The sequence below is a fragment of the Denitrovibrio acetiphilus DSM 12809 genome (assembly GCF_000025725.1).
Classification (GTDB): Bacteria; Chrysiogenota; Deferribacteres; order Deferribacterales; family Geovibrionaceae; genus Denitrovibrio; species Denitrovibrio acetiphilus.
This window is the reverse complement of record NC_013943.1, coordinates 2,436,431-2,451,345: the sequence shown is the minus strand read 5'-3', so window position 1 is coordinate 2,451,345 and position 14,915 is coordinate 2,436,431. Positions and strand designations below refer to the sequence as shown.

Annotated in this window: 16 protein-coding genes; 13 read left to right on the top strand and 3 right to left on the bottom strand. The window is 44.3% G+C overall.

Annotated features, from left to right (window positions below):
• Positions 1–17 precede the first annotated feature (17 nt).
• Complete coding sequence (locus tag DACET_RS11680; protein ID WP_013011584.1) at positions 18–1,439, top strand: sigma-54-dependent transcriptional regulator; 1,422 nt, start codon at positions 18–20, stop codon at positions 1,437–1,439.
• Positions 1,440–1,472: 33 nt separating this feature from the next.
• Here DACET_RS11680 and DACET_RS11675 read toward each other — a convergent pair whose 3' ends face one another.
• On the bottom strand, positions 1,473–3,152 hold the full coding sequence (locus DACET_RS11675) for an ABC transporter ATP-binding protein (RefSeq protein WP_244392521.1): 1,680 nt from the start codon (positions 3,150–3,152) through the stop codon (positions 1,473–1,475).
• A gap of 207 nt (positions 3,153–3,359) precedes the next feature.
• The gene (locus DACET_RS11670) at positions 3,360–3,683 is read right to left on the bottom strand and encodes a PAS sensor domain-containing protein (protein ID WP_013011582.1); all 324 of its coding nucleotides are present in this window, start codon (positions 3,681–3,683) and stop codon (positions 3,360–3,362) included.
• A 195-nt stretch (positions 3,684–3,878) separates the two neighbouring features.
• On the opposite strand from DACET_RS11670, the gene flgB reads away from it, so the two are divergent.
• The 5 genes from flgB (at position 3,879) to fliG (ending at position 7,791) form a co-directional block, all read left to right on the top strand.
• Entirely contained in the window at positions 3,879–4,289 is a 411-nt protein-coding gene (gene flgB / locus DACET_RS11665) for a flagellar basal body rod protein FlgB (RefSeq protein WP_013011581.1), read from the top strand.
• Between the two features lie 11 nt (positions 4,290–4,300).
• Entirely contained in the window at positions 4,301–4,705 is a 405-nt protein-coding gene (gene flgC, locus DACET_RS11660; RefSeq protein WP_013011580.1) for a flagellar basal body rod protein FlgC, read from the top strand.
• A gap of 91 nt (positions 4,706–4,796) precedes the next feature.
• Positions 4,797–5,102 carry a flagellar hook-basal body complex protein FliE gene (gene fliE / locus DACET_RS11655; RefSeq protein ID WP_013011579.1) on the top strand — a complete coding sequence of 102 codons (306 nt, stop codon included), beginning with the start codon at positions 4,797–4,799 and terminating at the stop codon, positions 5,100–5,102.
• 19 nt (positions 5,103–5,121) lie between these two features.
• Positions 5,122–6,789 carry a flagellar basal-body MS-ring/collar protein FliF gene (fliF, locus tag DACET_RS11650; protein WP_013011578.1) on the top strand — a complete coding sequence of 556 codons (1,668 nt, stop codon included), beginning with the start codon at positions 5,122–5,124 and terminating at the stop codon, positions 6,787–6,789.
• A gap of 3 nt (positions 6,790–6,792) precedes the next feature.
• Positions 6,793–7,791: a flagellar motor switch protein FliG gene (gene fliG, locus DACET_RS11645; protein WP_013011577.1), complete on the top strand. Its 999-nt coding sequence runs from the start codon at positions 6,793–6,795 to the stop codon at positions 7,789–7,791.
• A gap of 106 nt (positions 7,792–7,897) precedes the next feature.
• On the opposite strand, the gene DACET_RS16690 is transcribed toward fliG, so the two are convergent.
• A complete protein-coding gene (locus DACET_RS16690) occupies positions 7,898–8,026 on the bottom strand; it encodes a hypothetical protein (RefSeq protein ID WP_283804957.1) in 129 nt (42 codons plus the stop codon).
• A gap of 73 nt (positions 8,027–8,099) precedes the next feature.
• Here DACET_RS16690 and DACET_RS11640 point away from each other — a divergent pair, with 73 nt between their 5' ends.
• Genes DACET_RS11640 through ligA form a run of 7 tightly spaced genes read left to right on the top strand, consistent with a single transcriptional unit; the run spans position 8,100 to position 14,914 of the window.
• Complete coding sequence (locus tag DACET_RS11640) at positions 8,100–8,972, top strand: FliH/SctL family protein (RefSeq protein WP_013011576.1); 873 nt, start codon at positions 8,100–8,102, stop codon at positions 8,970–8,972.
• Positions 8,941–10,248, top strand: coding sequence for a flagellar protein export ATPase FliI (fliI, locus tag DACET_RS11635; protein WP_013011575.1), 1,308 nt, complete (start codon positions 8,941–8,943; stop codon positions 10,246–10,248). The genes DACET_RS11640 and fliI overlap by 32 nt, the downstream gene beginning before the upstream one ends.
• On the top strand, positions 10,248–10,676 hold the full coding sequence (locus DACET_RS11630) for a flagellar export protein FliJ (protein WP_013011574.1): 429 nt from the start codon (positions 10,248–10,250) through the stop codon (positions 10,674–10,676). The genes fliI and DACET_RS11630 overlap by 1 nt, the downstream gene beginning before the upstream one ends.
• The gene (locus tag DACET_RS11625) at positions 10,666–11,157 is read left to right on the top strand and encodes a MotE family protein (protein WP_013011573.1); all 492 of its coding nucleotides are present in this window, start codon (positions 10,666–10,668) and stop codon (positions 11,155–11,157) included. Before DACET_RS11630 ends, DACET_RS11625 begins: the two co-directional genes overlap by 11 nt.
• Entirely contained in the window at positions 11,147–11,752 is a 606-nt protein-coding gene (locus tag DACET_RS11620; protein WP_013011572.1) for an O-methyltransferase, read from the top strand. Before DACET_RS11625 ends, DACET_RS11620 begins: the two co-directional genes overlap by 11 nt.
• Before the next feature lie 3 nt (positions 11,753–11,755).
• Positions 11,756–12,955 (top strand): peptidase U32 family protein, encoded by a 1,200-nt coding sequence (locus DACET_RS11615; RefSeq protein ID WP_013011571.1) that lies wholly within the window; start codon positions 11,756–11,758, stop codon positions 12,953–12,955.
• On the top strand, positions 12,956–14,914 hold the full coding sequence (gene ligA / locus DACET_RS11610; RefSeq protein WP_013011570.1) for an NAD-dependent DNA ligase LigA: 1,959 nt from the start codon (positions 12,956–12,958) through the stop codon (positions 14,912–14,914).
• Position 14,915 lies beyond the last annotated feature (1 nt).

The following is a 14,915-nucleotide window of genomic DNA, read 5'->3' as shown; positions in this document are numbered from 1 at the left end:
TTTATAAGGAAATGGTTATGGATTTAACATCAAAGAAAATACTTATAGTTGACGATGACGATAATATGCGTGAAGCGATGCTTGAAACAGTACGCCGGATGGGTGTTTCTGTGGAAATCGCCACTGACGGACAGGAGGGGTTTGAGAAAGCATCAAAGAATGCCTATGACCTCATTGTAAGTGATATGCGTATGCCTAACGTTGACGGAATGACCATGATGAATATGATCCAGTCCGCTGGGATCACTACCCCCCTTTGTTTTGTAACCGCATTCGGAACAGTCAACAATGCGGTGGATGCCCTTAAGCTTGGAGCCTATGACTATATACTGAAGCCCTTTGCGCCGGAAGTTATAGAAGAGCTTGTGCGGAGAGTTCTGGAGATAGAAGAGACTGCGCCGGCTGTTAAAAGGAAGAAGAATACTGCGATCTTTCGTTCCGCTTTTATGGCTCAGCTTTTCTCTCTGGCGAGGGATGTTGCAGCCAGCGAAGCAACTGTTCTCATTACCGGAGAATCAGGGACAGGAAAGGAAGTTTTTGCCAGATACATACATGAAAATTCAAACCGTTCATCAGGGGCTTTTGTCGCTGTGAACTGTGCCGCGCTGCCGGAAAACCTCATGGAGAGTGAGCTGTTCGGCTATGAGAAGGGAGCGTTCACAGGAGCTGTCAACAGGAAACCCGGCAAATTCGAGCTCGCTGACGGCGGAACGATACTTCTTGATGAACTTGGTGAAATACCCCTTCATCTTCAGGCGAAGCTTTTGCGTGTCCTTCAGGAGAAAGAAGTTGAGAGACTGGGCGGAACAAAGCCTTTTAAAATAAATGTACGCATACTTGCCACCACTAATAAGGTGCTGAAAAAAGAGGTCGATGAGGGAAATTTCCGTGAAGACCTTTATTACAGACTGAATGTGATCTCTATTGAACTTCCGCCTCTGCGTGAACGTAAAGAAGACATAATGGAGCTTGCGACATTTTTTGCAGAAAAATACGCCCAGATAAATGGTAAAGGCAGCTGTAAAATGACAGATGACGCTGTGAAAGCACTTTTGGATTATGACTGGCCGGGGAATGTACGTGAGCTTGAACACACCATCGAACGTGCTGTTGTGCTCTGTCGTGACGGGGTGATATCCGAAAGAAATCTCTTTCTGCACGGTATAACAATAAACCAGTTCATGACGGATAAACAAGAGCTTGCAGCAGCAGACAGCTATACAGGCTGCGAGACCACTGAGGATAGCGTTTCTGCCGGTATAGATTTTGCAGGAACTATTGCAGAGATGGAGCGGGAACTCATCATTAAGACCCTTAAAGAGACTGGCGGCAACAGGACAAAAGCGGCGGATATGCTCGGTATAACTGTGCGTACGCTTCGCAATAAGCTGAATGAATATAAAGAGAATGGATTAAATATTGAGGATATAATAGGTTAGCGGATTTGGTCTTCCCTAATAAATACAAAGTTATTAGCGGGAGTTTTTGAACTGCATTTCAAATAGTTTGGAGTAGATGTCGGATTTTTCTAAAAGTTCTGTGTGAGTACCCGTATCTATTATCTTTCCATTGTCCATAACGGCAATAATGTCTGCATTGATTATTGTGGACAGTCTGTGGGCGATGGTAAAGCTGGTTTTGTTTTTCATAAGGTTTGTGAGTGCCTTCTGGACGATTTTTTCCGACTCTGTGTCCAGTGCGCTTGTTGCCTCATCCAGAATCAGCACAGGACTGTTCATGAGTATCGCTCTGGCTATAGTCAGTCTTTGTTTCTGACCGCCTGAGAGTTTGCATCCTCTCTCCCCCAGCAGTGAATCCAGCCCTTCCGGCAGATCATTTATGAAGTCAGTCGCATATGCCTGTTCGGCAGCCTCAATGATTCTGCTTTCTTCTATCTTATCAAATCCATAGGCAATATTATATCTTACTGTATTGTTAAATAGAAATGCAGACTGGGATACGATTGAGATATTTCTGCGCAAAGAGTAAACGTCGAAATCACGAAGGTCGGTGCCGCCTATTTGGATAGCCCCTTCGGTAACATCGTAAAATCTCGGAAGAAGAGATACTAGTGAGCTTTTGCCTGCTCCGCTTGAACCGACAAGTGCCACGCTTGTTCCGAAAGGTACGCTTAGGGATATGTTGTCCAGAACCTTTGCACTGTCGGGTTTATAGCGGAAAGAAACATTTTTAAATGTAATGTTTTTCTCATTTGCATTGCATTGAAGTGCCCCATTGTTGTCCAGAATGCTGTTTTCAGTGTCGAGAACAGAGAATATTCTCTCCATAGAAGCCCTTGCAACCTGTATTATCTGGTTATAGTTATTAAGTTTTTTGATTGGTTCGAACATCATGCCGAAAGCAGTCACAAAAGAGAAAAAAGTCCCTGTTGTTGTTTCACCGCTGATAACCATCGTTCCACCGTATAAGATGATGGCCGCTATGCTGAATCCTGAGAGTGTTTCAATCATGGGTGAGCTGACAGATGTTATCATTGCCTGCCGCAGTTTATATTTCAGCTCCGAAAGGGCAACTTTTTTGAATTTACTGTATTCTCTTATTTCGGCTGCAAAAGATTTAACGACCCGTATTCCTGAGAAGCTTTCGTTGAGAGCACTGCCCATCTCTCCGGTATATTCCTGAATCTTATGGCTGGTTTTCTTTATCTTTTTGCCGGATTTGTGGACTATAAGAAACAGTATCGGAGCAAGTATGAAAACAGATATACCAAGTTTAGGGTTTTGAAAAAAGACTATTCCGGTCAGGAAGACTATGGACAGGGAGCTTCTGAAGATTCGCATAGCGGACGATATTGCTCTCTGGAGGTTTGATACATCGTTGATGATTTTCGTCATCATTATACCAATGCTGTTTTCACTGAAATAACTCATCGGCTGATGAATAATTTTCTGATACATGTCGTCTCTGATGCTTTGTACAGCTTTTTGTCCGGCATATTGGATTGAGTAAGACTGGAGAAATCTTGCGCCGCACCTGAAAGTGAAGAGAGAAATGATCATCAAGGGAACCAGCCGAAGCATTTTCTCATCTTTTGATATAAAGATACCATCAAGAATATCTTTGACCATGTATGCTATCGCCGCATCGGTTCCAGACACAGCCATGGAAGACACAAACGCTATTGCTATCAATATTTTATGTTTTTTGAAATATTGCCAAATACGTTTTGTATTGTTCATAAAGTGACTTATAGCATTTTTTACAAGAATTTACATCCAGCAATTACAGGTATGCTGAATATGTATCTGAAAGCGGCTTACTTTTCAAAAGCCGGACGGAATGGAGGGGGCGCTCATGCTCTATGCAAAGTATGAGTGGAGATGTATAGGCCGGATTTATTATAAAAGCAGAATATTGCTTATAAGTACCGTAATGCCGGAGATGCTGCCTGCGCTGTCGGTCAGAGGTGACGTAACAAGTGCCACAGGCTGAACTTCACCTGCTTTGTTTAAGACATGCGAGTCAAAGCTGTAGTATACTTCTCCGGTTTCTACAACATTCAGAATATTGTCTTTTTCATTGTTGATGAATATCTTTTGGATACCATCAGTTCCGAGCACTTCATCTGCTGTATATCCTAAAATATTTTCCGCACTGTCATTCCATGCCGTTATGATGCCTTTGTCATTCATCTGTACCATTGCTCCGCAAATATCATCCATATATGAGCCTCTTGAGTGTTTATAAAAAAATTATACCATGTTTAAGAGACAATATAATTGATTAATTAATAAAAACAACTGCACTTTGGTACACTTGAAAAGATATCATGATATGAGGTGAGCCATCTTTTTTTGAGAATTATTTCCATGCTGTTGGCATGATAATTGTTATAGTAAGATCATACGGAGGCGGATATGCAGGGGATATTTGAAAGAATGAAGATCGACACACTTGCCACAGGGCTTAGAACAGCATCTGTAAAAAACGGTGTGATCGCTGAAAACATTGCCAATAAAGACACTCCCGGCTATAAGGCTCAGGATCTGGAATTTTATGATGTTATGGATGAAGTTTTAGGGACAGGGAAAAAATTACCCCTTACAAGGACAAACGAGAAACATCTTCCTCCGGCAGGCAGGGGTGTTGATCCCTCTTCTTTTGTTTATCAGCAAAATAATCCGTCTGTAAGAAATGACGGCAATGATGTTAATGTTGACTACGAAATGACTCAGATGGCTGAAAATACGATTCGTTATAATATGATGGCGGACATGACAGCAGGTAAATTTACAAAACTGAAAAATATAATTGCAGGCAGATCATAAAGGGGTAGGAAATGAGCTTTTTTGATGTACTCGGAGTAGCCGGAACAGGGATGAGCGCGCAACGGATAAGAATAAGCGCTATATCGGCAAATCTCGCAAACGCAAATACCACAAGGACAGATGATGGCGGACCTTATGTAAGGCAGGACGTTATCTTCAAGCAGGTGCTTGAAGGGGAGCTTGCGGGGGGCGTTAAAGTGACAGAGGTTGTGAAAGATGAAAAACCGCCGATATTAAAGTATGAGCCCGGACATCCTGATGCTGATGAAGAGGGGTATGTTGCTTATCCTAACATAAACCCTATCGAAGAGATGGTTAATATGCTCGAAGCATCAAAAAGCTATGAAGCGAACACAACAGTAGTGTCAACCGCTAAACAGCTTGCAATGAAAGCTCTTGAAATAGGAAGAGCTTAAATAAATGGGTTGTAAAACAGGCGTGAAATATATTATATTACTAGAGAGTATACACGTGTTTTCTCATGTAGACTCAGTGCAGGGGTAGGAAATGTCTGAAATTAACAATATTAACTTTCTGCTGCCGAACAAACTGGACACAACAAAGAGCTCTCAGGCTGAGAAGCCGGAAGCGAGCGTTGATTTCTCCAGTATGCTCAAAGATGCCCTCAGGGACGTTAACGGTGCCCAGATTGAGGCTGATGATGCTGTGCAGAAAGTTCTTAGCGGAGAGACAAAAGATATCGAATCCACCATGATAGCACTGCAAAAGGCTGACGTTTCCCTTAAGATGATGCTTGAGGTCAGAAACAAGATAATGGAAGCCTACCAAGAGGTCATGAGAACACAAATATAATGTGTGAGAGAGAGGGTGTATGGCTCTCAGTGATATAGCTTCCCAGTTTAAAGATACCTATTTAAAACTGTCTCTATTACAGAAGATATCAGTGGCCGCCGCGCTGGCGGCTGTTTTTATATCTGTGGCCGTGATAGTATATTGGGCCAACAGACCAGTCTATAAGACCCTTTTCGCAGGTATGACACAGGACGATGCCGCACTTGTTGTGGACAGTCTGAAAGAGCAGCGTATCCCCTATAAGCTGGAGGATGGCGGTGCGAAAATTACCATACCTGACCAATATGTCTATGAAACAAGGTTAAACCTCGCAAAAGAAAATATTCCCAGAGGCGGCGGTGCCGGTCTGGAGCTTTTTGATAAATCAAGTTTCGGTATGACAGAGTTCATGCAGAATGTTAGCTATCAAAGAGCGTTGCAGGGAGAGCTTGCCCGTACTATAACTGCGCTGAAAGAGATTCAGGAGGCGCGGGTACATCTTACTGTGTCAAAAGACCGTCTTTTTATTGCAGATGAAGAGGCGTCTAAAGCTGCTGTGGTTCTGCGTCTCCGAAGCGGAGCATCACTCGGCAGGGCAGAAGTACAGGCGATAGCATCACTTGTTTCAGGTGCTGTAAAAGGGCTCTCACCGGAAAATGTTCAGATTGTAGATACTCAGGGTCGTCTGCTCAGTGAATTTCTCGATGAAGAAAATTCTCCTTTGATGATGACTCAGAGCCAGCTTGAATACACTAAAAAAATAGAACGCGACCTTGAAAGAAAGGTTAATGAAATACTTGGTGCAACCCTTGGTAAAGGGAATGCTGTTGCTAAAGTGACTGCCGAGATAGATTTTAATAAAAGAGATGTAACAAAAGAGGAATATGGCGATACTCCTGTGCTGAGGTCTCAGCAGTCAATGGAGATCAGCAGTACGAATAAGCCTGACGGCCCTCAGGGTATTCCCGGCGTTCAGTCTAATCTTGCAGAACCGGACATTGGCACTGCCGGGCGCAATCAGGAATATAACAAAACCGAAGACACACAGAACTTTGAGATAAATAAAACTATAACAGTTGAACAGAAAGCATATGGAACGATAGACAGGGTGACTGTTGCTGTGGTTGTTGATGACAGAAAAATAAGACAGCAGGACGATAACGGTGAAAGCACTATTGTCAGTCAGCGAAGATCAGATGACGAGATGCGTTCCATAAGGAATCTGGTTGCTATGGCTGTGGGGTATAACGAACCCAGAGGTGACCAGATCGAAGTTACAAATATTTCGTTTGATACCACATCGAAAGATCACGAGTATGACACCCTTAAGAGAGAGAAAACCATGGAACTTGTCGGAATGGTTTCCAAATATCTACTTGCGGCTCTGATAGTCTTACTGTTCTACTTTCTCGTTATCCGCAGGATACTTAAAAGACTGGACAAGCCTGTTACTGTCCACGAGGACGGCTCAATCACATACGGACAGATTGATGGTGAGATGGGGATAGATATCACCCTTGATGACTCTTATCCGAAAACGCTGGAAGAACTTGAAAGGGAGATAGAATCCGAGCTGGAAGAAAGCTCGCCGATGGATGTTGACACAGTTAAATCAAAAGTTATGCTTAAGAAGATAGAGGAATTTGCTACAGAAGATCCCGATGCTATGGCAAGCCTGCTTAAAACCTTGATGAGAGGGGATAATTAAGTGATGATAAGTGAAGATGGTGTAAAAAGAGCCGCTGCGATAATGATCGCACTCGGGGAAGATGTGACATCACCTGTTTTGGCTGCCCTTGATGAAGATGAAGTTAGTGAGCTTACGAAAGAGATCGCAACCACTAAGATTGTATCTCCTGAAAAGATGGACGAGTATATAGAAGATTTCTATAACATGATGCTTGCTAAGAAATTTATTGCTAAAGGCGGTCTGGATTATGCCAAGTCGGTGCTTGTTAAGTCGCTGGGGCCAGAGCGTGCGAGAAAGATCATCGACAGGCTTACAAAAATGCTGGAGCAGTCTTCGGGTTTTGACTTTCTATCCAAGATCGACCCGAAACAACTGGCTAAATTTATACAGACTGAGCACCCGCAGACAATAGCTCTTATCCTCGCGCACCTAGACCCTTCGCAGGCGGCGGAATCACTCGCTCAGCTTCCCGAAGAGATGAAAGCTGATATAACACTTCGTATTTCAAATCTGCAAGACATCTCACCATCTGTTGTGAAGACTCTTGCGAGAGTTCTTGAAGAGCGGTTTGAGTCGTTGTCTTCTTATAATGTTGAGGTTGGCGGTGTTAAATCCGTTGCGGAAATCTTCAACAGGATGGATAGGGTTACTAGCAAGGCAACTCTTGAAAAGCTGGAAAAAGACGATCCGGAGCTGGTACAGGCTATCAGGGATATGATGTTTGTTTTCGAGGATATCAGAGCTCTCAACGATGTTGCACTGCAGGAAATACTGAAAAAAGCAGACAAGAAAGCTCTTACTCTTGCTCTCAAAGGGACAGACCCGGAGACTCAGGAGCGTTTTTTCAAAAATATGTCTTCCCGTGCTGTGGAAACAATGAAGGAAGAGATGGAATATATGGGACCTATCAAGCTGAAAGAAGTGGAGAAAGCCCAGCACGAGATAGTCGCCATTGTGCGTGAACTCGACGAGGAAGGTGTTATATCCATAGGCGGCGGTGAAGAGGACGAGTACGTATAAGCCCCGAGTCGATAAAGGCACAGGAAGTGCCTCGCGCAGCGGGAGCCGGCATGCACTTGTTCATGCTGTGCGACCCTAATTTTTTTGCTATGACAGCAAAAAAATCTTATTCATTGTCGAGGAAGGGGTTATATCCATAGGCGGCGGTGAAGAGGATGAGTACGTATAATATCTCCATTTTGTCAGTTTTGCTTTTCGGGTGCCTGAGAGGTGCTTTTATATATATTTTTATCAATCCGTATACCTCTATGCAGTACACCGGAAAAGTTTTATATATAAAATAATGTTAATCTTACCTGTGGTGGTAAATGTCTAAAAAAGTAATCAAAAATGAAGATGTAAAAACTGATAAACTTAAGCACTTCGGATTTCAGGTTTATGAAACTGTTGAACGTGGTGAAAAAGTTAAAAAGCTCGAAAAAGTCGGAGAGATGGAATATACTCCCGGCGAAATCGACATGAAGGTCTTTAGTTTTGATGATGATATTGAAATGGGAAAGGCGATTATCGTTCAGGACAGGTCGCTGAGGACAGAGAAATATACTCCGAAGGAGTTTGTTCCGGAAGAGTCTCCGGTTAATGCAAAAGAACCTGACCCTACCCCCGAACCAGAGCCCGAGCCTGAACCCGAAATTCCTGTGATTACTGAGGAAGAGCTGGAACAGGCAAGAAAAGACGGGCACGAGGCAGGACTTGCGGAAGGTCTACAGAAAGGGCTTAAGCAGGGGCGTGCTGAGGCAGAAAAAGAGTATGAGGCACAGAAAAGCGACTATCTTGAAGGTCTTCAGGGTGCGTATAAAGATGTGATAACTCAGCTTGACGAGTTTTCTAAAGCGGTGACACAGCTTGATGAAGCTTTGCCGGAAATGCTGGTCAGCATGGTGCAGGACATAATAGGCGAAGAGTTGAGGATAAACGATAAGGTTATAGTTTCTGTTGCGAACAAGTCTCTGATGCACTTGAAAGAACTTGAGAGAGTAATCTTTCTGGTTAATCCTGATGATGTTGAGACTATGAAAGAGGCTTTCCCTGACTATGAAACCCAGCCGGATAAAAATATTATGAAGGGTAGTCTGAAAGTTTCGACAAATATCGGTGAGATGAATTTCAGTATAAAAAGAATAATGGAAGAATTTGTGGGAAGGATACATGAAGAATTTAGCCCGACTGAAGAGGGTTGACCACAAGGCTTCCCTCCAGATAAAAGGAAAAGTTACAAAGATTGTCGGACTCACTATAGAGGCGGACGGTCCGCTGCTCGGTATCGGTACCAGATGCAGTATAGAGAGTATGGACGGCAGACGCATTCTTGCAGAGATTGTGGGCTTTAAGGACGACCGCATCATCCTTATGCCGTATGGCGAAAGTGAGGGGATAGCCCCCGGAAGCCATGTGACGAACGAATCCTACGGCAACACTGTAAAAGTATCAGATAGCCTTCTCGGGCGTGTTCTGGATGGTCTCGGTAATCCCATGGACGGCAAAGGACCAATAACGGATTTCGAACTTGTTAATGTTTATCAGTCGCCTCCCCAGGCGCTCGAACGTGAGATAATTAAAACACCTGTTTCGACAGGGATCAAAGCGATAGACAACCTTATAACAATTGGTCGTGGTCAGAGGGTCGGTATTTTTGCCGGTTCCGGTGTGGGTAAATCAGTGACCCTTGGTATGATAGCGAGGGATTCTGATGCAGATGTTAACGTAATAGCCCTTATCGGTGAGCGTGGTCGTGAAGTGCGTGAGTTTATCGAGCGTGACCTTGGCGAAGAGGGGCTTAAGCGCAGTGTCCTCGTTATCGCCACGTCTGATCAGTCTGCTCTGATAAGAAAGCTCGGGGCGTTTGTAGGGACTGCCATAGCGGAGTATTTCCGCAGTAAAGGGCTTAATGTTATGCTGATGATGGACTCTGTGACACGTTTCGCTATGGCGCAGCGTGAGATAGGGCTTACAGTGGGGGAACCGCCAACAACAAAAGGATATACACCCTCTGTCTTTGGTCTGCTCCCAAAACTTCTGGAACGTGCCGGAACACAAAAAGGTAAAGGGAATATTACAGGTTTGTACACCGTACTGGTGGAGGCGGACGATATGAATGACCCGATAGGTGATTCCGTACGTTCAATTATAGACGGGCACATAGTCCTTTCCAGAGGGCTTGCAGCAAAGAATCATTATCCGGCAATAGACGTCCTCAGCAGTGCCAGCAGGCTTATGAAAGAGATTGTGAATGACAAGCAGTATGCCAATGCCGGGCGGATGCGTGACCTGCTCGCCAGCTATAACGAAGCGGAAGACCTCATTAACATCGGCGCATACGTAAAGGGGAGCAATCCGAAGATCGATGAATCCATAGCGAAGATCGGGCAGATCGAACAATTTCTCAGGCAGGGCATAGACGATTCAATTAATTTTGAAGAGAGCACAAAACTGCTTGATGCCATCATAGCTAAATAATGAAAAAGAACTTCAGACTCCAAAAAGTTTTAGAATACAGAGAGCGGCTGGTTGATCTTGAAAAAAACAAACTCGCTGAGATAAACTCCAAACTTGAACGCACGAAGTTGAAGATCGTTGAAGCGGATGAAATAATAAACCTGAAGGTTGAAGAGCGCGGAACTGCTGACAGCAGGTTCAGAAGTATGTATGATAAGTATATAAAGCGGATAACAAACGACAAAAATATGCTTATCAAACTCCGCAAACAGCTCGAACTGAATATAGAACTTCAGAAAAAGAAAGTTGTCGAAGCCATAGAAAGGCATAAGGTAATGCTCAAACTGAAAGAGAAGCATGTTGATAATTACAGAACGTATCTGAACAAAGAAGAGATGAAGCTGATAGATGAGCTTGCAGTGACAAGGAGTGCCAGAAATGAAAACTAAAACAGCTATGCTGCTTATGATAATAATGATATTTACTGCCGGCGTACAGGCGGAAAGCCTTGTTAACCTTCAGGCTATCGCACAGGAACTTGACAAGCGCAAGGCAGAACTCGATGAGCGGGAGAAGAATATTGCCGGTAAAGAGGAACGCATGAAGGCTCTGGAGGACGAACTCCTTCAGAAAGAGAGCGAGCTCCGCAAACTGAAAGACACAATCACCGCCCGCCTTAACGAGATAAAGGCTCAGGAAGATGCCAACCTTGACGCCCTTGCAAAGGCTTACGGGGCTGCAAAAGCAAAATCCTCAGCGGATATCATATCTCAGATGGATATTGATAAGGCGGTACAGCTTTTTCTGCGTATGAATTCTATGACAGCGGGTAAGATTATGTCTGCGATGGGTAAAAGTGACCCCAAATTTGCCGCCCGTATTTCTGAAAAGCTCACACCAGAAAATATTCAAGGCATCAATGAACAATAGACTGCTGAACCCATACCTGAGGGGGCTGGCAGACGGAGCGGACAAAGCTTTGCATTATGATGCGGAGCAGATGAAAACACCATCTGTTGAACCCGATACGGGGATGTTTCTCGAACATTTTGCTTATTCGTTAAAACCATCCCGAATACTTGAGCTTGGTTGCGGTGTTGGCGTTTCAACACGCTATATGGCTAAAGGTGCACCATCTGCCCATATCACTGCTGTTGATTATAATAAAAGCAGACTGGATTATGCTGAGAGCCGTTGTGCCGGACTGAACACCCGTTTTGTAAATTCTGATGTGATTAAATTTTTGAAAACCAATACAGAGACATACGATATGATCTTTGTTGATTCCATGAAAAAACAGTATCCCATAGTCTTCTATCACGCCTATAAACTCTTAAATCAGGGCGGAAGCATAATCTTTGATGATATCTTTGTATATGGCGAGGTCTTTTGTGAAGACTGTGAGATTGCGCCGAAGTATATAAATGTGGTAAAGACAATGCGGAATTTTATGAATCATATAAAATATACACATAGCCACAGTTTTCTGCCTATTGGCGGAGGACTGCTGCTGGTGAGGAAATAGATAATGAATAAACCTGAATTGCTTTCCCCGGCGGGAAGTTTTGAAAAGCTGAAAGCTGCTGTGCGGTTTGGCGCAGATGCTGTTTATCTCGCAGGTGCGGGCTACGGACTTCGTGTCCGTGCTTCGAATTTTGAGCTTCCGGAGATGGAAGAAGCTTTCAGATATCTGCACGAAAGAGGGAGGAAGGGCTATGTTACTGTAAATGCATTTCTGAAAAACCGCGAACTTGACGGTGTAAGGAAATATATCGGAGAGCTGAAGGATATCAGACCGGACGCTCTTATCATATCTGATCCCGGTGTTTTCCGGATAGCCCGTGAGGTGGCTCCGGAGATACCTGTTCATATAAGCACACAGGCAAATGTTACCAATCTGTCCGCTGTGGAGTTCTGGCACGAGCTGGGTGCAGAGCGGGTTATACTTGCCCGTGAAGTCACAGGTGACGAAACAGCCTTTATCTGCAAAAGCACCCCATGCGAAGTTGAAGTTTTTGTTCATGGTGCCATGTGTATATCCATGTCCGGAAGATGCCTCATAAGCAACTATATGACAGGAAGGGATGCAAACGCAGGAGACTGTGCACAGAGCTGCCGGTGGAAATACGCTCTTGTGGAAGAGAGCAGAGACGGTCAGTATTTTCCTGTGGCAGAGGACGATAGGGGGACATATTTCTATAACAGCAAAGACTTATGTCTGCTCCCCCGTGTGAATGATCTTGCAGGGGTGGGTGTGAAATCCCTTAAAATAGAAGGTCGTATGAAGTCTGTAATGTATGTCTCCACTGTGACAGGCGTCTACAGGCAGGCTATAGATGCAGCCGCAGAAGGGGACTACAGTGTGAAGGATGAGTGGATAAAACTCCTCACAAGTGTCAGCCACAGGGAATATACCGAGGCTTCCTATAGCGGTCAGGCATACAGCTCCAGCATGAATTACGGTACGTCTTCATATGTGCGGGGGTGTGATTTCCTCGCTATTGTGGAAGGTGATGCCGAAGGCGGCGTATTCATTGACGCCAAAGCCAAGTTTGGAAAAGGGGAAAAGGTTATGCTCCTGACCCCTGATATGAAAGAGACTGAAATTGAAGCCGGAAGCATAATAGCACTGAACGGCATCGAAGAGATAAACACAAAACCAGGGATGAAATATATATTAAGGGGGCTTTCCGCACCGGAAGGAAGCCTTATCAGAAGGTATGCATAAATGGACTACAGAGAGCTTGTTGATAAACTGAATTACTACAGCAAAAAGTACTACGTTGAGGATGATCCGGTTGTCGCCGATGCGGAGTACGACAAGCTTTATAATGAGCTTTTGAGGATAGAGGCGGAAGACCCTTCAATAATATCCCACGATTCCCCTTCGCAGCGTGTCGGAGATAAGCCTGTGACAGGTCTTGAGAATGTGACACATGAAATCAAACTTCTTTCCCTCTCAAACGCTTACAGCAGAGAAGAGCTGGAGAAGTTTGTTGAAAACATATGGGATGAATACCCCGGGGCGGAAATCGTTGTTGAGCCGAAGATAGACGGCGCAGCCATGGTGCTGACATATGAAGATGGAAAGCTTGTTCGGGGTGCTACCAGAGGTGACGGGACAACAGGAGAGGATGTTACGCATAATATACGTACAATCCGCTCACTTCCTCTGGAGATAGAAAAATCAGGCAGGATGATTATCCGCGGTGAAGTTTTTATGCCTGTTGCCTCATTTGAACGTCTGAACAGGCTTAAAGGTGAAAAGGGTGAAAAACTCTTCGCAAACCCAAGGAACGCCGCCGCAGGTACGCTGAAGCTTCTGGATAGTAAAACAGCTTACGAGAGAGGGCTTGACGTATTCCTGTACGGGATGGATATGGGTGGGACTGAACATCATCTAAAAGATATGGAGCTGATGAAGAGTCTCGGTTTTAATATTAATGAGATGACTAGGAAGTTTAATAACTTCGAAGATATATGGGCTCATGTGGAGTATATCGGCAGCAGACGCAACAGCCTTGAGTACGACATAGACGGTGCTGTTATCAAGGTGGACAGTAAAGCTTATCAGCGTTCGCTTGGGAGCACGATCAAAAGTCCAAAATGGGCTATAGCGTATAAGTATCCGGCGCAGGAGGCTGTTACAATACTCCGTGATGTTGATTTCCAGGTGGGGCGAACAGGGAGCATAACGCCTGTGGCAAAGCTTGAACCTGTTTTTCTCGCAGGGTCTACCATTTCAAATGCAACTCTGCACAACGAAGATGAAATTGCCCGCCTCGGTATAAAAATAGGCGACAAGGTGACGATAAGAAAGGGTGGCGACATAATCCCCAAGGTCGTACGACCTATAATTGACGAACGTGACGGGAGTGAACGCGACATAGAATTTCTCTCAAACTGCCCCGTCTGCCAGAGTAAATTACAGAAAGAAGAGACAGACATAAACAGAAAATGCATAAATCCCGTCTGTCCTGCACAGCGAAAGCTGAAACTGCTGCACTTCGCATCCCGTAAGGCTATGGATATTCAGGGGTTTGGCGAAGCTTTAGTTAACAAGCTTGTTGATGACGGCGAGCTTCACGATGTTGCAGATATTTATGAAAAACGTTTTGACTATCTCAAAGAGGAAGACGGCTACGGGGAGAAATCAGTTCAGAAGCTCCATGAGGCTATAGAAAATTCTAAAAAGAAACCTTTTGATAAGGTGCTTTACGGGCTTGGTATTCGCCATGTTGGAGAGCGTACGGCGCAGGTTCTTGCGGAATATTTCGGTGATATAGATAAACTTGTCTCCGCAGATGAAGAGGCACTTGTTAACGTTCGTGATATCGGCTCTGAGACAGCGGGGGCAATTGTAAATTCCTTTGCAAACGATGATCTTTCAAATATCATCAACAGACTTAAAAAGTCAGGGCTCTGCTTTACTGCGGAAAAGAAAGAGAAGGCATCAGATGTCCTTAACGGTAAAACATTTGTAGTGACAGGGACTTTAAGTTTGCCGAGAGATTATTTTAAGAAAGTAATAGAATCTAACGGCGGTAAAGTTCTGAGCGCTGTTTCCGGAAAACTTGATTATCTGCTTGTTGGTGAGAATGCAGGAAGCAAGCTTGAAAAGGCACAGAAGCTTGGCGTTGCCATCATTGATGAGAGCGGACTCACAAAAATGCTTAAGGGAGAGTAGT